We start from the raw sequence: 19,408 nt of genomic DNA, 5'->3' as shown, positions 1-19,408 counted from the left end.
ACATGGATACCCAGTTAAATTATGCCCCCTGTGGATTTTTCACTATTTCAAGTACAGGGGTAATTCTAGAGGTCAATCAAACGCTGTTAAACATGCTTGGTTTTGACCGACAGGAACTGCTGAACCAACATCTTGAAACCACTATGTCTCTTACGAACAAACTGTTTTTTCATACCTATTTTTATCCGTATATCCAGCTGTATGGGCATGTGAATGAAATGTACTTCTCGTTTAAAACGAGAGACCAGCTTGATGTGCCTGTACTGCTAAACGGTATTCGTCACGAACGAGATGGCGAAATTGTCATTGATTGTGTCGTTGTGGAAATGCGCAAACGCATTGAACATGAGAACGATATCCTGCAAACCAAAACAAAGCTGGAGGAGCTTTATCGGGCAACCAATGAAGCGAACAAAAAGCTTGAACTTCTACATGAAGAATATGAAAGCAAACAATCGCAATTGCTAATTTTGAACCACCAGTTGGAAAAGCTAGCCTCAACCGATCCTTTAACAGGGCTCAAAAACCGAAGGTTTTTTCAAGAGAGCTTGCTCGCGTATATCGCATTATTTCAACAAACTGAGCTGCCATTTTCCCTTTTAATTATCGATATTGATCGTTTTAAAAGCATTAACGATACCTATGGGCATCCGGTCGGTGATTTGGTTCTTACAGAGCTGGCACAATTACTCGTATCCGCGTCAAGAGAAGACGACATTGTGGCTCGATTTGGAGGAGAGGAATTCGTCATTATTATTCCTAATACCAACCAGGAGAATGCCATATTAGCGGCCGAAAGGTATCGCAGCAAGACTGAAACAGCTCATTGGGGAGAATATCATGTGACGGTTAGTATTGGCGCAGCAACGATTACGCAGGAGGATACCGATCAATCCTTGCTTCAAAAAGCTGATCAAGCGCTCTACAACTCCAAAAAAAGCGGGAGAAACCGGGTCACACACTACTCCAATTTGGAGGAGGGCTAATCGCTTGTTCCCCATTTTGAAAACAAGAAATAGACCGAGAACCACATTTTCGAATGGTTTCGGTCTATTTTGATATCTAATTATCATATATTTCGATTCAGATAATAATAAATAAGTTCATCTCTTAATTCTGCTTCCTTCTCAAAATGCAGCCTATTCAGCAGTTGAATGGATTTTTCATTTTGCTGTTCCACGGTGGCTTCGATTATCGATAAACCCATCTGCTCAAATCCAAATGCTATTACAGGGAGCAGCGCTTCTTGCATTAGCCCCATTCCCCAGTATTCCTTAGCTAAATCAAATCCTATCTCTGCTTTAGGCTGCTCTCCTTGAATCCAGCAATGGAAACCGCAAGTTCCAACGAGTCTATGATCCTTTTTACTGAAAATCCCCCATCGGCAGCCCTTATCATCGATGTGATATTGAATAATCTCTTTGGCCTCGTTTAAATCTTTACATGGGTTTATATCCATAAATCTGGTCACATTTTCATCCGAAAAATGTTTAAAAACTGCATAAGAATCATCTAAAGTCAAAATAGAAAGCCTCAAACGTTCTGTCTCTAGTTCAGGAAATACAAAATCATAAGCAGTCAATTCACAACACCTCCACTCAGCTAACCCTTTTACAAAAAGTGATCATACTCAATTCGCATTCTATATAAATTCAAAATTCGAACTTGTTCCTCACTTAATTGTTCATGATTCCAATACATATGCATCAAGTTGTATTCAAACAGCTGTTTCAATTTCAAAAAAAGAGGCAATGTGTCAACCATCTCCGGAGATAGCTCGTGCTCTTCTCTATACCCATCAAGGAGAGCTGCCGTAATGGACTGTCGATAGTCCTTTATGTTCCCTCCGCCTGAGAATGAGAATTCCATAGCAGAATAGATGGGCACAGCTAAATCAAAAATATTAAAATGTTTTTCACAATCTTGGAAATCAATCATCGTAATTTCAGAGCCGTCCACTAAGATGTTTTCTAGCCATAAATCACCGTGGATCAGTCCGTAGTTTGAATTATTTTTAGGTAAACCCTTAATCTTTGTTAAAAGATGATCCGCCATTTCTCGTATCGCTGTTTCTTCCTTCGGGATATATGTGAGAAAATCATATTCCTTATTTTCATACCAATCCTTAAGATGTGCCGTAGACTCACGATAGGATTGGGTTACACGATGCATCTTACCTATTTGTTTTCCAACCTTTTTAAGTACGGATGTGTTCCACTCCGCCCGTGGCAAATGAATGCCCGCCGCAGCTTTATATACAACGGCCAGCTTTTCTTCATCCAGCATGATCTTTTCAATATATTGATGATTAGAGGAGCGGACAGCTTCAGAAGCGCCAACGCCTTGATGGCATAAAAAATTCGTCCAGCTCACTTCTTCTGACTGCTCTTGATAGGTTTTATAGTTCGTTATTCGAACAAAAAAGGTGCCCTGCTCTGCAAGACAACGATAGATTTCATTGGTTACCGTCTCCACCTTATAACAACCAATAGAATAAGCTTCCTTAAGAAATTTCAATATTTGTTCTTCCATATTTGTATCCGCCTCGTTATAGATAGTTATCTAAACCACTTCTTTAGTTTACCATTTATAAACTTCGGGCTCCGATAAAATACAATTATACTTGTTCTTGGCATGGCCGAAATACTCTTATTGCAGCTATTTTCTATAATCTATAGTGCGTGAGCGGCTAGAAGCAGGCGATACGCAGGTGACCGCGCTTGTACGCCAAGCAGGTCAATATTTTGGCTACGCTTTAACTAACCTGCTTCATCTGTATAATCCAGATGTCATCGTGGTTGGCGGCAATACTCCGACATATAAGGGCTATATGGAAGCTGCCAAGGCTGCTCTTGAAGAACATGCGCTGCCTGAATTGTTGAAGTGCTGCAACCTAACAGAACCTAAGATTCATAACCGGGTCATCGCATTTGGCGCTAGAGAGTGGATAAGGAAGCTTACACAATAACCATATTTGCATAGCTTTATTTATTCATAAAGAACAGAAAAGCCGGACACCATTCGATTGAATGGTATCAGGATTTCTTGTAACTGCTCCTTATGTTGCTTCCCGCAAAAAAGAGCACCAGCAAGGTGCTCTTCTTATTCAATACACTTTTATAATGTCGAGGCGGCCTGGCCAACTAACGACGTCAGTTGATCATAATCAACTGTATTCCCCTGTTTAAGCTTAATGGTTTTCCGTTCAGGAGGACCGTCAAACAATGGCTCTGGAAACGATAGCTCACTTGCATTGAAGATCGTAAAGCTCACCGCATCCTTCGAAGTGGAAATAACGGCAGCGTATTTTCCATTTTTCAAAAAATGAGGTTTCTTATACTGTATGCGCTCCTGAACGTCTGGGATAGCTCCATGAACAAGCTTGCGCAGCTCAGAACTCAGCTCCACTTGCCAAGGCTCTTTTATCGCTGCGATAAAATCCGTTACTTCTTGATTCATATGATATTTCTCCTTTGTAATTGAAATTCTACCTGACTCTATCATTACGTCGAACGAGGATTAACAAAATCGACAGCATCATTAAAAAAAACTCAACTATTATTTAGCATGCCAATTTGGTCTCTCAAATCCGCTTCCAGTGCCATCATTCTTGAGCCTTGCAGCAAATTCGTATCATCAAGAAGCAAGCGGAGCTCAATTTCACCCTCACCGCCGTAGGCTGGATTTGGCATACGCATCGCAAATGCAATGGCTTCTTCCTCCGATTTCACATCAATCAGCGTATATCCCGCAATTATTCCTTTTACCTCCGCAAAAGGACCGACTACAACATTCGGCTTCTCTCCGTATTCGGAATACGTGATCCGCAGTCCGCTCGAGCTGGGCTGCAAGCCTTCAGCAGCTAAGAGCACACCAGCCTCAGCAAGAGATTCATTGAATGAAGCCATCTCATCCATAAGCTGTCGATCGGGCTTCACACCAGCTTCAGATTGTTTGGTTGCTTTAACAATCAACATATATCGCATATATATTTCCTCCCTATCGGTTGAGAACGGGGTGATTTCAAACCATCCTCTACTTCAGCAACGAATGGGGAGCTTCATAATCGACATGATCGTTATGTTTCATGACATTCATTTTCTTTATCCGCTTCTAAAGACAAGCACTCGGTAGCACGATTCAGCAGAAGCTCGCGCTCGCGAGCGTTACGTGTCAACGAAGCAGCACGCTCAAACTCTGTGCGCGCCTCATCCATACGGCCCAATTTAACCAGAAGATCACCACGGACGCTCGGCAGCAAATGATAGTCTTTTAACGATGCTGCGGACGTGAGCTCATCAACAATTTGAAGGCCGAACGCAGGACCGAAAGCCATTGCAATCGCTACCGCCCGATTTAATTCTACGATAGGAGACGGCATGACGCGCGACAAAGCTTCATATAAAGCGGCAATACGCGCCCAATCGGTCTCCGATGCCATCCGAGCTTTAGCATGGCACGCCGTAATCGCAGCTTGAAGCGCGTAAGGACCAAGCGGACGGCCGAGCTTTTGCGCTCGCTCAAGAGCGGTTAAGCCTCGGCGGATGAGCAGCTGATCCCATAAACCGCGGTTTTGGTCCATCAGAAGAATCGGTTCGCCCGCAGCGTTTACCCGTGTTTTGAAGCGTGACGATTGGATTTCCATTAAAGCAACCAAACCATGTACTTCAGGCTCGGCGGGTGCAATTTCCGCAAGGATACGCCCTAGCCTTAGCGCTTCCTGACAGAGCAGCGGTCGAAACCAGCTGCCGCCGGAAGTCGCCGTATACCCCTCATTAAACATTAAATAGATTACTTCGAGTACAGTAGAGAGTCGTTCCTTGAGCTCATCGCCTACAGGAACCTCGAAACCAACTCGCAAGCTGCTTAATGTACGTTTCGCTCGAACAATCCGCTGTGCAATAGTCGACTCTGCTACAAGATAAGCATGTGCGATTTCATCCGTGGTCAGTCCTCCGAGCAAGCGCAGCGTCAAAGCTACTCTCGCCTCCTGAGATAGAGCAGGATGACATGTTGTGAAAATCAAGCGCAGGAGATCATCTCCGACCTCTCCGTCCATCGCAATATGAATATCTTCCTCGGTATATAAGACAGTTCCCCGTCCAAACTCTTCATATTTCTGGTCGCGCAGCTTGCTCCTCCTAATCATATCAATCGCACGGCGTTTCGCTGCAGTCATAAGCCATGCTCCTGGATTATCCGGAATTCCGCTTTCCGGCCACTTCTCTAGTGCAATAATAAGCGCATCCTGTGCAAGGTCTTCCGCAAGGCCGACGTCGCGAACCATCCGTGCCAACCCGGCTATAAGTTTGGCTGATTCAATACGCCAGATGGCATCAATTGTACGATGGACTGCAGACTGGCTCACGATTTTTTAGGCCTCTCCATCTGTTCACGAAGCGCGGCTTCCATAGCCAGCGTTTCCGGGTTTTGTGTCAAATCCATCGCATCAAGCACCTGCCGCAGCTCAATTTCACCCTCGCCATTACCATGGGGATCTGGCATCCTCATCGCCCATTCAATGGCTTCTTCCCTAGAATTAACTTCAATAAGCGTATACCCCGCTATGATTTCTTTGGCCTCAGTGAATGGACCGTCTATTACTTTCGGTTTTTCACCGGGATTTGGATAAGAAATGCGTATGCCGTTCGAGCTTGCTTGGAGCCCGTCCGCTGCGAGCAGCACGCCAGCCTTAGCCAATTCTTCATTGTAACGAAGCATCGCTTCGAGAAGCTCCTGACTTGGCATAACTCCTGCCTCGGAATCTTTAGTTCCTTTGACGATCATCATAAATCGCATATGTATTCCCTCCTGGTTTTATAATAGAGTCTCTATTATTGTTTTTACTCAGCTAATTATTTCGTCCTTATTTAAACGACGAATACCATTGTTCAAATTCGACTTAGCGAGTTAAAATGATGTCTATTAATTGCTCATGTTGTCCCGCTCCAGTTCATATCCGTTATTTATTCTTCATCTTTAAATAAAACTCCTTTATGGAGCAAGCACAGTGTATACATCATGAAGCAAAATAAAAACCTCTATGTCCGCCGCCTTCTGCAAAAGAGAAGAAGCGAGGCAAATAGAGGTTCTCGTATTCGTAAGTAATTTTATGCTTTTAACAATTAATCACATCAACAGTTTAAGTGGAAGCTTTGCTTTCCATCTCCCTTATATTAATGCCTTTATTTCACGCAGCATCTCACCTGCAAATGCCGCTAAAAGCTCACGATCAAACGTTTGTTTCCCTTTAACTCCGGCGTACTCGTCTAGGCACTTTCCAATCAAGTCCCGATACTCTTTTGGAAGAGCTTTGATGCCCCATTCTCCTCCTTCTTTTTTGGACGATATATTTCCTTCTCTCAGGTAGAACAGCACTCTACACAGGTTCAAGGTAATATACATCGGTTGATCCATAATGTCTTCCGAAGCCCCTTTAATATCATGATAAATGGACGCTAGAAAATACGTTTTATCGATAGGCTCATATAGCTCCTTAAGCGGCTTGCCATATAAGGTAATTCCGCGATAATAAGCGACAACCAGCTGCGATGCAAAATCATGATCCTCGTACCCGCCGCAAACATAGTTTTCGTCTGAGCGATATCTCTCCTTGTGGAAGTCAGAATAATGCATTTCACAGGGCGTAGGATAGACGAAGGAACTCAGGTGCGATTCCAAAACCATACTAAACTCCATACCTTTAGCATTTGGCATTTCATCATCCAGCGCCAACACTAACCTAGCCATCCTCTTTTTGCTTTCCTCGGTCAGACTCTCTTTGATCGCAACGATAAAATCGATATCGCTTCTATGGGGATGAAAGCATCCCATAGCCAATGAACCGTGTAAATAAATGCCCGACAAATTGTCGCCGAGCTCCCCTTTAAACAAAGAAACGATTTTATCCAAGTACAGCTGCATGCTTTTGCCTCCCCCAACTCATCTGTCCGCATTATTAAATCTAAACACCATTTTATGACCGTCAAATGTCATGCCAACTGCTTCTTCAAAATGGTTCTTTGTGTAGCTTGATACTGTTTTTCTCCAAAATTTTTGCCCTGTTATATTTTGCTCCATCGGGTTTGTAAAGAGCTCCCACTGGCCTTTGAACATCTCAAATACTTGTGTCGCGGCCTTTTGTGCAACACCTTTCCCTCTGAATGGCTGCAATAGAAAGAAATCGTTCACAAAATAATCGACCCCTTTTGCACAATGAGGAGGTGCAGCAATAAGCATAAAGCCCGCAGGAATGTCATCGACCCTTATTAGGAAAGGGTACAAACAGTCAGGCTTTTCCCACCAAATATTCTGAACATCATATTGTTCCGTTAATGTTCTACAATCGTTACTATCCTCGAAAATTCCATGACTGTTCGGCATATGCCCGTAATGTCCAGATAGATCGTGCAAATAAAGAGGATATACATTTTTTATGATATAAGATTCGTCTTGAGCAGCCAGTTTCACTTCTATTTTCATCATCTATCCCACTCTCAATCTTTAATTTCAAAAGAAGCTATATTTCAAACTTATACCAGTATGCGGCTGCAAGCAAGGTACAGTTTGATTGTAACTAATCTACACGTTTTTTCGGTGCAGCCTCCTCTAAAAACAAAAAACGGTTCAGCAAAGACTAAAATCGTCCTCACTGAACCGGAACAAATTAAATTTAGAGCTGTACGGTTGCTTTCGTTTCACTTGCTTTAATAATAGCATCTAAAATCTCTTGATTGCGGTAGCCATCCATAAATCCGGCAATGCCATCCGGAACGCTTCCCTCAAGCAATGCCGTAAAATCAGCATACTGCGTCACTTTACAACTTGCAGGAACTTCGACAACCACTCTCGCAAGTTGACCAGGAGCCTCCTCACGAATCCAAATCAACTCATTCGGATTTAGCGTTGACGCATGAAGCGTGCCTAAATCTCCATATATGGATACTTCGTGCTGATTGCCCGATCCAATCGCATTGCGAGTCGTTTGGAAGACGCCCATAATACCACCCTCCATACGAGCCTGGAAGCTTGCAAAGTCATCCACCTCGATGGTAACCATGTTGCCGCTCGCTGGATCTTGCCGCTGCGGAATAATGGTATGCAGCTGTGCCGACAGCTCTTCGAATTCCCCAATGAGAAACCGTGCCATATCGATCATATGCGAGCCCAAATCGCCAAGCGTCCCCGTGCCGGTAATGTCTTTGTTAAAACGCCAGATATAAGGGACATTATTGGGCGCTGCGCCCCATCCCTGCAAATATTGGACACTAAAGCTGCGAACCGTTCCGATTTCACCCTCGCGCACAAGCTGCCGTACGTAACGGAATGCAGGTGTATAGCGGTAGGTGAACGCCATCATTGCTGGAATCGGCTGCTGTTCATACAACTCAAGCAGTGACTCGGCTTCCTCAAACATGCGGGTAAAAGGCTTCTCCGCCATAAATGGCTTTCGTGCTTGCAGGCAAGCCCGGATAATGTCCGCATGGACGTTGTTCGGCGTAACGGACACTACGGCATCCACATCCGTATCCTCAATTAGATGGTTATAGTCCAAGTAACGCTTGCCCTCAGCAACATCAAGCTGGTCACCCACCTTGGCTAACGCTTCTTCATACACATCGCTTACCGCAATAATGTCAAAGCGGCCTTCCGCTTTCATCCACCGAATATGCTCCTGAGCCATTCCGCCCAAACCAATCAAGCCGATACGGAATTTTCTCATATTTCGGTTACCTCTCTCGAGTAAGGCTTGGATTTAATAGGCTCCAGCGGAGCTGCATTGCCATAGACAGGCTCAGCCGTTTGACTTGGCACTGCCCATCGCACGCCGTTCTCGATTACCTTCTGGATTTCTTTATTGTAATAGGTCGGATAGGTCTCATGCCCCGGACGGAAGTAAAAGACTTTCCCTTGTCCGCGGTGGTAAGTAACGCCGCTGCGGAACACTTCGCCGCCTTCAAACCAAGAAACAAACACCAGCTGGTCTGGAGTCGGAATATTAAAATGCTCACCGTACATCTCTTCCTGCTGCAGCTCGATGTATTCGCCAAGCCCAGAAGCAATTGGATGAGCCGGGTCAATGACCCAAATCCGTTCCTTTTCATCCGCCTCGCGCCATTTCAGTTGTCCTGTCGGTGTGCCAAGCAGCTTGCTGAAAATTTTCGAAGCGTGCCCTGAATGCAGAACGATAAGCCCCATTCCTTTCAGCACCCGCTGGTACACCTTGTCGACGATACTGTCCTCGACCTCATGATGCGCCAAATGCCCCCACCAAATTAATACATCCGTCTGATTTAATACCTGCTCCGTTAGTCCATGCTCCGGCTCATCGAGCGTAGCTGTTCCGACTTCAAAGCCTGCTTTCGTCAGGAAGTCTGCAATTGCGCCATGAATGCCGTTCGGATAAATGCCACCTACAACCGGATTGTTTTTCTCATGACGATTTTCATTCCATACCGTTACTCTCACCATTACGTACGAGCTCCTTTACAACAGTTACTTAACACTTGTGTAGCGTTTGTAGGCATCACTGCGAATCTCAACCAAACGTTCTAGTCCCATGCCGTTCAGCTGTTTAATATACGCGTCCCACTCTTGATCGATGTTTCCTTTTATAATCCATTTTGCACGGTTCGTTTTGACGTAGCTGTCAATATCCGTAGTAAGCGTTGGAAGCTCTTTGAATTCTTCTACGTTGTACATAACATTCGGGAATGGCGTCGTTACATATTCACTTACGAGCTTGTCGATTGCCAGCTTCAGCCCGTCGCCTGTCGTTTCATCCAAAACGATATTTTTCTCAAAGCTTGGGCTTACATATTTTGGACCAAAATCACGGACCGATTGATCCCAGTACCAAGCATCCGCGCTTGTGCCTTCTGGAGGATTCATCAGCGCATAGCTGCCATCGCCTTTTTTATCAATAACGGTACCGATTGCGCCCCAGAAATTTTGAATGCTTGCTTCATTTGTGTAGAACTGATCCGCCCAGCGCGCAGCGACTTCCGGATTTTCACTGAATGTCGTAATCAGCATTTCATTGCGTCTTAAGCTTAATCCAACAGGATCGCCGGTTTGATAACGTTTGCCATCTGGACCAGCAATGGACGGAATAGCTGCATATTCATCCTTCCACTTTCCGAAGACAGCATCCGGTATCCATTGATTCGAGAAGCCGATCATAGCTGCATCTGGATTTTGCTGTTTAGCAGAAGACATGGTATTGTCCTGGGTGAACAGCTCCTGATCGATCAACCCTTCTGAATACAATTTATGCGTCCATTTCAGCGCTTCTTTATATTCGTTCGAAGTCGGATAGAAAACGGGCTCGCCGTCCTTGAGCATCATGCTGTTACCGTTCAAATCTGTTATGCCAAATGGGTTTAGAAAATCCATGCTAATATCTACCGAGCCGCTAAAAGGAATTTCATCCGCTTTCCCGTTTTGGTTCGGGTCTTTTTCTTTGAATGCTTTGAACACATTGTACAGATCTTCAATGTTATTAGGAACTTCAAGGCCGAGACGATCGAGCCACGCTTTATTGATTACAGGCTGCATCGTCGAGAGAGGACGTGATGGCAGCCTAGCAGGCAAAGAATAAATTTTGCCGTCTGGGAATGTGCTGATTTGCTTCAGCTCTGGCGTTTCGTCCATTGCCGCTTTCAAGTTCGGCATATATTTGTCGATATAGTCATCGAGCGGGCGGAAATAGCTTAAGTTGTTGACGATATCGGAATCCGAGAAGGCGTTGTCTCCAAAAATAATATCAGGAAGCTTGCCGCTCGCCAGCATGATCGATTTTTGCTCGGCCCAATCATTGGAGGACATGACCTGCCAGTTTATTTTAACGTTCGTTGCTTTTTCAAGGTCCTGCAGCCATTTATTATTTTTGAATGTATCCCCCATATTGCCCCAGCGCACAGTCAACACATCCAGTGTGATTGGCGCCGTTACGATCGGCAGCCCTTCTGAGCTAAATTCGGAGCCTGCTTGGGCAGGTTCCTTCTCCGTTTTGCCAGAAGCGCAGCCTATAAGACTGATTAACATGCTTAAGCTTAGAACTAGTGCAATGAACAATTTTTTCTTCATTTGAAGTTCCCCCCTAGTACTTATTGTGAATGGCAAATGGCTAAATTACTTCACAGCTCCAATCATCACCCCCTGATTGAAATACTTTTGAACGAATGGATACATACACATGATTGGAAGCGTCGAGACGATAATAACGGAATAGCGCATTAGGTTCGCTAGTCGCAGGGCAATAAGCGCCGCTTCGCCTGTTCCCATGCTTGACTGCATTTGGTTCGTAATTAATATGTTCCTAAGCACAAGCTGCAAGGGATACAAATCCTGATCCTTTAAGTAAATGAGTGCATTAAAATAGGAATTCCAGTAGCCAACCGCCGTCCATAAAGCCAAAACAGACAAAATGGCTTTTGACAGCGGCAGCACGATTTGCACATAATACTTCAGGTTGCCGCAGCCATCAAGCTGCGCGGCTTCCCACAAATCGCCAGGTATGCTCGACTGGAAAAACGTACGCGCCACAATGATATTAAACACGGCAACAGAGAATGGCAGTACCATAACTAGAAAAGTGTCATACAAATGAAAGTCGCGGATCGTCAAAAATGTAGGAATGAGACCGCCATTAAAAAACATCGTGAATATAAAAAATATATTGATGCTCTTGCGGCCTACAAGATCTTTTCTGGAAAGTGCATAAGCTGCCGAAACATTGATCGCCAAGCTAATGATCGTCCCTATTACGGTATACAGGAGCGTATTTCGGTAGCCGATCCATATGTTTGAATGATTCAATAATTCCTTATAGCCATCGAGCGTAAAGCCTTTTGGCAAAACCCACATTTGACCGTTAGCGACGGCGGCAGGATCACTGAATGATGCGATGACGATAAAATAAATCGGATAAACGATTAGGATCAGCATCACAATCGCAAACAAATATAACAACCATTCCATGGCGTCGAAGGAACGCCTTTTTTGTTTATGCAAAGCCGGTTGTGCTGCGGTTTCCATTGTGCTCATCCGTATCCTTCCTTTCTGTTACCACAGGCTGTTTTCGCTGTATTTTTTGGCTGCCTGATTAACTAGAATCAGTAATATAAAGCTAATGATCGTATTAAACAGATTGATCGCCGAGGAGAAGCTGTACTGGCTGCTCAGCATCCCGATTTTATATACATAGGTAGCAATAACCTCGCTGGAGGAAATGTTCAAATTATTTTGCATCAAATAAACCTTTTCAAATCCGACACCTAGCAGTCCGCCAATTCGAAGGATCAGCAATGTGATGGCCGTTGGGAGCAGCATCGGAATATCAATGAAACGTATTCTTTGCCAGCGGCTTGCCCCATCCACCTTCGCTGCTTCATAAAGGCTTGGATCAACAGCGGATAACGCCGCAATGAAGATAATGCTGTCCCAGCCAGCGTGCTGCCAAACATCCGTCCATACATAAACGCTGGTAAACCATTCCGCTGAGCCCATCAAGTTAGGAGCCTCAGCACCAAACAAGCGAAAGATATTGCCCATTAGCCCGGTGCTCGGTGAGGATAAAATGAGGATCAGACCCACCATTACAACGGTAGAAATAAAATGCGGCATATAGGTTACCGTCTGAAATACTTGCTTAAACCGGTTCACTCGCATTTGATTGATCATCAGCGCGAGCATAATCGGTATTGGAAAAGTAGCTATGCTATAGAAGCTAATAATCAACGTGTTTTTAATTGTGCTGGAAAATTGATAGGAATTGAAAAACTTCTCAAAGTACTTGAACCCTGCCCAAGGACTGTCCATAATTCCGAGAGCGGGACTGTAATCTTTAAAAGCAATCAGCACCCCATACATCGGCTTATAAGAAAAAAGCAGAAGCAGCACAACTGCTGGCAGCAGCAAAACATACAAGCCCCAATTCTTTCTTATCCGGCCAATCGTTTGCTGCATATTCATGTTTAATTGGCTGGTCTTCAATGAAATTCCCCCATCCTTCATTCGTCTGCGTCCATGTTGTTTCGTCACACTCTCTCTTGCCTCTTTATTATAGAGGCTGCTTTGAGAACAATTCGGACTATTCTAAATGGCTATTCGGACTTTTCATCCCATTCATCTAATGGTTTGGCAGCAGAATGCTAAAAATAAAAAAAAGACTGACACTATCCAGACTTTCTTGCGTTTTTTTCGGACTTTCATGTGAAAACGGGCTAGACCCGCCTCTCATTCTACTGCGTTTGCATTATAATTGGTTTTACTAGCAGACAGAAAGCCCGAAAAGAGAGGAAGCTAATGAGACCTATGACAAAACGCAAACCCGGCAAATCCTATCCGATTAGGCACTACGTAAAAGTGATGCTCTTGATTTTAGTCTCTGTATTAGTACTGGATTGCATTATTAGTATCGTCGCTATTTCCATGGTCAAGCAGCAAACGACACGGTATTTGCAAAACACCGCGAATATGTACATTAATCAAATCAATCTTGATTTCTCCAATATTAATCAATACATGGGCTGGACGCTCGCAAACGATGAAAACGTAAAAAAGATGAAGCAATTTCGCTCCACCGATAACGAATTTATTAAAGCAAATACAGAACTGTACAGGCGTTTCTCCGAGCTCCAAAAAAATTACGAGAAAAAGTATAATTTCTTCATCTATTTAGAAGATCAAAAATACTTTTTAAATTCCTCACCAACCAATGTGTTGTACCCCGATTATTTATCGTTAAAAAAACAAATCGCATCCTATGTACAAGATAAAAATTCGCTTGAAACCTATTATTCCAACTGGTCGCTTATCCAGCTGAATGCGAAATATTTTATCATTAATATCGTGCCATTTCATGAAAGCTACCTGATTTGTCTCATTTCGGCTGATGAACTGATTGGTCCGCTTCAGCAAATGGATCTTGGCGGCAACGGGTTTGTATCCTTAATAGATCATACCGGCAATGTCATCAATAATCTGTCGAGGGATAAGGGCACTGAGGTCCGTAACAACGAGCAAAAGAAAACGCTGCTAGGCATGATCCAGACCACAACAACCGTCAGCAAACCATTTGCAAACGCAACCTTTGGCGTGAAAATGTTCATCAAGTTTGGCGCGTTTGAGAAAATTATGATTGCCCAGCTGCTCATTATGCTCCTTGCTGCTATTGTTGCTTGTGCCCTATGCGGCATCATGGTATATTTCAATATCCTGATTTTAAGACCGCTCAAAAACTTTTCATTCAGCCTGACGCAGTTTAATGAAGACAGCAAACCGCTCGATCTCAAGATGAACAAAATCGTTGAGCTGGAATATGCCAATAAACTGTTCAAAAACCTGCTGGAGCAAATTCGAATTTTCAAAATCGATATTTATGAGCATGAAATTGAAAAACAAAAGATTCAGCTCGATTATATGAAATTACAGATCAAGCCTCACTTTTTTTTGAACTGCTTAACCAACATTCACAGCATGGCTCAAATGCAAATGTTCGAGGAAATTCAAAGCATGGCCATTTCAACGTCCAACTATTTTCGTTATATTTTTCAAAATGGGGAAGATTTCGTGAAGCTGGACGATGAGATTGATCATGTTCGCATTTATTTGGAAATTCAAAAACATCGTTACAGAGATGCCTTCTCCTATCATATTCATCAAGGCCAAGACACGGGCAAGATGAGAATTCCGCCGCTTGTGCTTCAGACCTTCATCGAAAATTCAGTGAAATATGCTGTTTCGCGTGTACAGGAGGTTCAAATTAGGCTGGATGTTGATGTGGAAAGGGAATCCGAGGAAGAGGTTGCTGTTATTCGTATATCCGATACCGGCCCTGGTTTTGACACGGATATATTGGAAAGGCTTGAAAGTGGACAGCCGCTTGATCAAGCAGACGGGAATCACATCGGCATCATGAACACAGTACAACGTTTGGAGTACTTATATCACCGCAAGGCTAAAATTCATTTTTCCAATATTGATGCTGGAGGGGCTTGCGTGACGATATACCTTCCTCATCCTACGCAGGATACACCGTGAAAGGAGTAACAACAAATGAATGTACTGCTTGTAGATGACGACTATTTTGTTGTGACCGCACTAGAGAAAAAGGTCGATTGGCAGGCATTATCGATTGATCATGTCTATACTGCTTTTAATATCGCCCACGCGCAGGAGCTGCTCAAGCAGCATCCGATTCACATTTTACTTTGCGACATCGAAATGCCGCAGGGCAGCGGGCTTGAGCTGCTTGCTTGGATTCGTGAAGAGAAATACAATATTCAGACCATATTTCTGACCAATTATGCTGATTTCAACTACGCGCAAAAAGCGATTGAGCTGCAGAGCTTTGATTATTTTCTAAAACCAATTGAATTTGACAAGCTGACGCTAATTATTCAGAAAGCCATCTTCAAAGCTAACGAACAGCAGGGCGTCGCCAAGGCGGTTCAAGAAGGCTACTACTGGCAAAAAAATCAAAAAAACGTACAGGAGCATTTTTGGCGTAAGCTTGTGACGGGGAAAACAACCTATTCTACCCCCTCCAACATTTCCTATTTGATTGCAGAGCAGAATCTCCCTTACGCTTTATCAGACTTGGTACTGCCTGTCCTTATTCATGTATTTCCTCACGAGGAAAGCCTAGAAAAAAAAGACAAGGATCTATTTGATTTTGCGCTTATGAATGTGCTGCATGAGCTGTTCCAGAATAAACGTTTTACAGTCGAATCGATATTGGAGTTCAAGGAGTCCAATTGGATGGCGATACTGAAATGGAAGGACATTCCCGACAGCGGAATCATTGAAAACATTTGCGCTACCTTCATTCAAAGAGCAAGTACATTTCTCAAATGTGATGCAAGCTGCAATATAGCAAGCACCGGAAAACTGGAGGCCATCCATCACGTCATGAAGGATTTGCTTAGCATGAATGAGAAGATCATTAAATATCGAAATCAAACCTTTTTGCTGGAGCATTTCAATCAGCAAGAAACTTCTTATATACCCCCTGACTTAACGCTTTTGGAGCAGCTGCTGGAGCAAAATAATCCAAGCTCCTTCCTTGCGGAAACGAGCTCATATTTGCACAATATCACCCAAAAGCAAATGCTGAATGCTTCTGTGCTGAGTTTGTTTCGGCTGGATATCGTTCAGCTTGTTTATGCGTATCTCAAGAGCAAAGAAATTCAAGCACATAAAATGTATACGGGAAGAACCAATGACCAAATGTTTATGCAATCGTTGAACTCCATAGAGGATATGGAGAACTATCTTCAGTATCTGGTGAATACGGCGACAGAGTACCGAAATTTCACGGAGCAGCCCAAGTCCGTCGTAGAAGAAATCAAGCAGCATATTCACAGCCATTGCGGAGATGAACTGACCAGAACGAGCCTGGCGGAAACCGTCTATCTTAATCCTGATTATTTGGCTCGATTGTTTAAGAAAGAAACGGGCATTTCATTAGGGAATTATATTATTCAAGTGCGCATCAAGGCCGCCAAGCATTTGCTCGAAACCACACATTTATCGGTCAATACAATCGCCAGCAAAACCGGATACACGAACTACTCTTATTTTACCAAGCTGTTCAAGCAGGAGATCGGCTGTACGCCTAATGAGTTTAGGAAAATGCAAAATGAAAATAGATCTACAAAATAGAAAAAAAATAAATCTAAAATATAGATCTATTTTCGCCAATTGTGTCTTACTCGCAAAAATAGATCTAGATAATAGATTTATCAGCTTAAACCATCCAATGAGAGCTTTATATCATTAAAGTGGCAGATACACTCATGTTAAGAAACTTTGAATCTTCTCAAGCAGCCTATTCCATTCGATAGGCTTCGTATCAAAATCATCGCATCCCGCTTCAAAGGCTTTATCCCGATCACTTGCCATCGCATGGGCAGTCAAGGCGATAATTGGAATATGATTGGTCCCCTCAGCTGCCTTCAGTTCCCTTGTAGCGTCCCAGCCGTCAATGACGGGCAAGCTCATATCCATCAAGATGAGATTAGGCGACTCCGACTTTGCCATCTCTATCCCTTGCAGGCCATCGGATGCCATGACCACTTGATAACCTTTGCGGATCAAGCGGCGCGACAACATATCCCGGTTCATCTCGTTGTCTTCAACCAACAAAATTTTATACATGTTCTCCCCCCTCTGCAAGCGAGAGCGCAATCAAATGGCGTACCTCATGCAAGAGAGCCTTGCGATCCAGATGCCCCTTTTGCACAATGTTCTCTACACAGCCATTAAGCCTCCGTCTATCTTCTTCCGTTATACTTTTTGCTGTCACAACGACAACCGGGATCGATCGCCATTCCTCGTGCTCACGCATCGCCGCAACAAACTCAAATCCATCCATTTCCGGCATCATAAGATCTAATAAAATTAAATGAGGCGCTTCCTCTTGCATGCGCTGCAGTGCGTGATGCCCATTGCCGGCCCTTGTCACGCGATAGCCTTCCCGCTTCAGCAGCTTTGTCATCATGTCACTTGTCACCGCATCGTCTTCGATGACCAGCACAGAATGCGACTGGCGCTCAGGTATATACTTATCTAATGTAGAGATCAATCGCTCCCGATAAATCGGCTTGGTTAGAAATTCCGACGCGCCAAGCGCATAAGCCAAATGCTGCTCGTCCATCATGGAAATCATCACAACAGGAATGTGCGCAAGCTCAGAATCATTCTTGAGTGCTGCCAGTACGTTCCAACCGTCCATTCCCGGCATGAGCACATCAAGCGCAATGACTGCCGGCTTCAGCGTCTTCGCTAAGCGGACACCCTCTTGCCCGGATGGGGCGAGCTGTACGTTCCACTCCTCATTCCCCAAATAATACTGCATTAGCCGAAGCATCGCTGGATCATCGTCGATGACGAGAATCGTTCTAGCCCCTTCCATGGGAAAGCTTTCATCACTATGTATTAAGGCACTTAGTTGTTCAGAATCTGCATTCTCCAGCAGGGGAAGCCAGATAGTGAACGTAGTGCCTTCGCCTACTATGCTGCTTGCGCTGATGTTGCCTCCCATCATATAGCATAGACTTTGGCTAATCGCGAGCCCCAAGCCGGTACCGCCATATTTTTTCGTTGTCGACGAATCCGCTTGTTTAAACGCTTGGAAAATTTGGTCCATCTGCTCCGCAGTCATCCCGATGCCAGTATCTTGTACCCGGAATACAATGCCAGGCAGTCCCGCCTCACTCTCAAATTCCACTTGCAGCGTTACTGTTCCATCCTTCGTGAACTTGCTTGCGTTGCTGAGCAAATTAAATAGAATTTGACGGAGCTTTGTTATGTCGGTTTTGATCGAGCCCTCCGTGCATTCTACCTTGATCTGGTTCTTATTCACTTCCATTAGCGGATGCACAGTCGTTACAATGTCATGAATAATGCTCGGAATATCACATTGCTCCAAGTATAATTCCATTTTACCTGCTTCGATTTTGGACAAGTCGAGTATATCGTTTATGAGTGTGAGCAAATGCCTGCCGGCATTATTAATCTTGTTAAGATCTTCGGCCAGAGCAGGTTCGCCCATCTCCTCCATGTCTTCCTTCAGCATTTCGCTATAACCGATAATCGCGTTCAGAGGAGTCCGCAATTCATGGCTCATGCTCGCAAGAAATTGGCTTTTGATCTGACTGGCTTCCACTGCTTCATCGCGAGCTTTCGACAACTCAAGCGTCCGTTCTTTCACAAGCTCCTCCAGCTGATCATTTAATTGCCTCAGCTCTTGGTTAACATAATAGATCTCACGAGTTTTTTCCTCGGCAATCTTCTCGGCTGCTTGGCGAGCCTTCTTCTCCCGCTCAAGCTGCCTGCGGACTACATCTATATCATTCATGGCATGGCTCACCCCACTTGGGTTAATTCAAAACGGGCAGACGTTCCATCTGCCAAATCGATTCTTTTCACATCTATTGCTTCTCCATAATGCGCCACGCAGCCTAAAATAAGTCCTTCAGCCAAATCAGCGAACGGCCGTGAGGAGTTGTATGTCATAATCAAAGTACCCGGTATAGAAGTGTCATATTGAAACGCTGGAAGCTCCGCTCCAGGATAAAGCTTGCGCACTTCAACATGGATATAGCTGTCGACCTTTTGCAAAAACTCAAATACGGTGCTATTCTCCACCATAAAGTCAGGATGCATATCTAGCAGCTGGCCAAATAAATATTCGCCAAATGTTCGAATGAGGTCAGGCACAGGGATCTGGGTTCGAGCGTTAAGCTCCACGATCAATTTAATCATCTCATGGTGGTCATATGTGCCAACCGTTGTATAGCTTCCTCCTGAAGGCAGCTCTGCAGCTTCAATAATTTCATCTACCAACTTCAGGGAAAACTTGTTTTCTACCATTTCCAAAAAAGATGTGAACACCATTCCT

20 protein-coding genes are annotated in these 19,408 nt (G+C 44.1%); 4 read left to right on the top strand and 16 right to left on the bottom strand.

All coding sequences use genetic code 11. The features are described from left to right. The first annotated feature begins 2 nt into the window (after positions 1-2). Positions 3-986 (top strand): sensor domain-containing diguanylate cyclase, encoded by a 984-nt coding sequence (locus AC1DOV_RS02350; RefSeq protein ID WP_477510220.1) that lies wholly within the window; start codon positions 3-5, stop codon positions 984-986. 83 nt (positions 987-1,069) lie between these two features. Here the strand turns inward: AC1DOV_RS02350 and AC1DOV_RS02345 are convergent, their stop codons facing one another. Both AC1DOV_RS02345 and AC1DOV_RS02340 read right to left on the bottom strand, forming a co-directional pair. Beyond that, positions 1,070-1,582: a GNAT family N-acetyltransferase gene (locus AC1DOV_RS02345; protein WP_477510219.1), complete on the bottom strand. Its 513-nt coding sequence runs from the start codon at positions 1,580-1,582 to the stop codon at positions 1,070-1,072. A 29-nt stretch (positions 1,583-1,611) separates the two neighbouring features. Continuing rightward, entirely contained in the window at positions 1,612-2,532 is a 921-nt protein-coding gene (locus AC1DOV_RS02340) for a phosphotransferase enzyme family protein (protein WP_477510218.1), read from the bottom strand. A gap of 145 nt (positions 2,533-2,677) precedes the next feature. Between AC1DOV_RS02340 and AC1DOV_RS02335 the strand changes: the two genes are divergently transcribed. Beyond that, positions 2,678-2,968, top strand: coding sequence for an ROK family protein (locus AC1DOV_RS02335; RefSeq protein WP_477510217.1), 291 nt, complete (start codon positions 2,678-2,680; stop codon positions 2,966-2,968). A gap of 149 nt (positions 2,969-3,117) precedes the next feature. Here AC1DOV_RS02335 and AC1DOV_RS02330 read toward each other — a convergent pair whose 3' ends face one another. From AC1DOV_RS02330 to AC1DOV_RS02280, 11 genes are all read right to left on the bottom strand, one after another. Beyond that, positions 3,118-3,459 (bottom strand): DUF1801 domain-containing protein, encoded by a 342-nt coding sequence (locus tag AC1DOV_RS02330; protein ID WP_076268722.1) that lies wholly within the window; start codon positions 3,457-3,459, stop codon positions 3,118-3,120. A gap of 92 nt (positions 3,460-3,551) precedes the next feature. Next, positions 3,552-3,986: a YciI family protein gene (locus AC1DOV_RS02325; RefSeq protein WP_477549075.1), complete on the bottom strand. Its 435-nt coding sequence runs from the start codon at positions 3,984-3,986 to the stop codon at positions 3,552-3,554. 92 nt (positions 3,987-4,078) lie between these two features. Then, a complete protein-coding gene (locus tag AC1DOV_RS02320; protein WP_477510215.1) occupies positions 4,079-5,368 on the bottom strand; it encodes an RNA polymerase sigma factor in 1,290 nt (429 codons plus the stop codon). After that, complete coding sequence (locus tag AC1DOV_RS02315) at positions 5,365-5,799, bottom strand: YciI family protein (RefSeq protein ID WP_441878767.1); 435 nt, start codon at positions 5,797-5,799, stop codon at positions 5,365-5,367. The genes AC1DOV_RS02320 and AC1DOV_RS02315 overlap by 4 nt, the downstream gene beginning before the upstream one ends. A 372-nt stretch (positions 5,800-6,171) precedes the next feature. Continuing rightward, complete coding sequence (locus AC1DOV_RS02310) at positions 6,172-6,924, bottom strand: aminoglycoside adenylyltransferase domain-containing protein (RefSeq protein WP_477510214.1); 753 nt, start codon at positions 6,922-6,924, stop codon at positions 6,172-6,174. An 18-nt stretch (positions 6,925-6,942) separates the two neighbouring features. Next, a complete protein-coding gene (locus tag AC1DOV_RS02305; RefSeq protein ID WP_477510213.1) occupies positions 6,943-7,485 on the bottom strand; it encodes a GNAT family N-acetyltransferase in 543 nt (180 codons plus the stop codon). A 187-nt stretch (positions 7,486-7,672) separates the two neighbouring features. Continuing rightward, the gene (locus tag AC1DOV_RS02300; RefSeq protein ID WP_477510212.1) at positions 7,673-8,722 is read right to left on the bottom strand and encodes a Gfo/Idh/MocA family protein; all 1,050 of its coding nucleotides are present in this window, start codon (positions 8,720-8,722) and stop codon (positions 7,673-7,675) included. Next, on the bottom strand, positions 8,719-9,471 hold the full coding sequence (locus tag AC1DOV_RS02295; RefSeq protein ID WP_441878773.1) for a ThuA domain-containing protein: 753 nt from the start codon (positions 9,469-9,471) through the stop codon (positions 8,719-8,721). Before AC1DOV_RS02295 ends, AC1DOV_RS02300 begins: the two co-directional genes overlap by 4 nt. Positions 9,472-9,495: 24 nt before the next feature. Then, on the bottom strand, positions 9,496-11,088 hold the full coding sequence (locus AC1DOV_RS02290) for an extracellular solute-binding protein (protein WP_477510211.1): 1,593 nt from the start codon (positions 11,086-11,088) through the stop codon (positions 9,496-9,498). Positions 11,089-11,133: 45 nt separating this feature from the next. Then, positions 11,134-12,039, bottom strand: a complete 906-nt coding sequence (locus AC1DOV_RS02285) for a carbohydrate ABC transporter permease (protein ID WP_430056181.1) — start codon at positions 12,037-12,039, stop codon at positions 11,134-11,136. A gap of 27 nt (positions 12,040-12,066) precedes the next feature. Continuing rightward, positions 12,067-12,975: an ABC transporter permease gene (locus tag AC1DOV_RS02280; RefSeq protein ID WP_076268873.1), complete on the bottom strand. Its 909-nt coding sequence runs from the start codon at positions 12,973-12,975 to the stop codon at positions 12,067-12,069. Between the two features lie 342 nt (positions 12,976-13,317). Here AC1DOV_RS02280 and AC1DOV_RS02275 point away from each other — a divergent pair, with 342 nt between their 5' ends. Beyond that, positions 13,318-15,045: a sensor histidine kinase gene (locus tag AC1DOV_RS02275; RefSeq protein ID WP_477510210.1), complete on the top strand. Its 1,728-nt coding sequence runs from the start codon at positions 13,318-13,320 to the stop codon at positions 15,043-15,045. A 15-nt stretch (positions 15,046-15,060) separates the two neighbouring features. After that, the gene (locus AC1DOV_RS02270) at positions 15,061-16,668 is read left to right on the top strand and encodes a response regulator transcription factor (protein WP_477549074.1); all 1,608 of its coding nucleotides are present in this window, start codon (positions 15,061-15,063) and stop codon (positions 16,666-16,668) included. 132 nt (positions 16,669-16,800) lie between these two features. Here the strand turns inward: AC1DOV_RS02270 and AC1DOV_RS02265 are convergent, their stop codons facing one another. From AC1DOV_RS02265 to AC1DOV_RS02255, 3 genes are read right to left on the bottom strand one after another with little or no spacing between them, the layout of a single operon-like run. After that, the gene (locus AC1DOV_RS02265; RefSeq protein ID WP_430055402.1) at positions 16,801-17,163 is read right to left on the bottom strand and encodes a response regulator; all 363 of its coding nucleotides are present in this window, start codon (positions 17,161-17,163) and stop codon (positions 16,801-16,803) included. Beyond that, on the bottom strand, positions 17,156-18,865 hold the full coding sequence (locus AC1DOV_RS02260; RefSeq protein ID WP_477549073.1) for a response regulator: 1,710 nt from the start codon (positions 18,863-18,865) through the stop codon (positions 17,156-17,158). The genes AC1DOV_RS02265 and AC1DOV_RS02260 overlap by 8 nt, the downstream gene beginning before the upstream one ends. 8 nt (positions 18,866-18,873) lie before the next feature. Beyond that, positions 18,874-19,404 (bottom strand): heme NO-binding domain-containing protein, encoded by a 531-nt coding sequence (locus tag AC1DOV_RS02255; RefSeq protein ID WP_339209491.1) that lies wholly within the window; start codon positions 19,402-19,404, stop codon positions 18,874-18,876. Positions 19,405-19,408 lie beyond the last annotated feature (4 nt).

The sequence above is a fragment of the Paenibacillus sp. 01T47 genome, from assembly GCF_056398245.1.
Note: the sequence above shows the minus strand (reverse complement) of the source record. Positions and strands in the feature narration are given on the sequence as shown.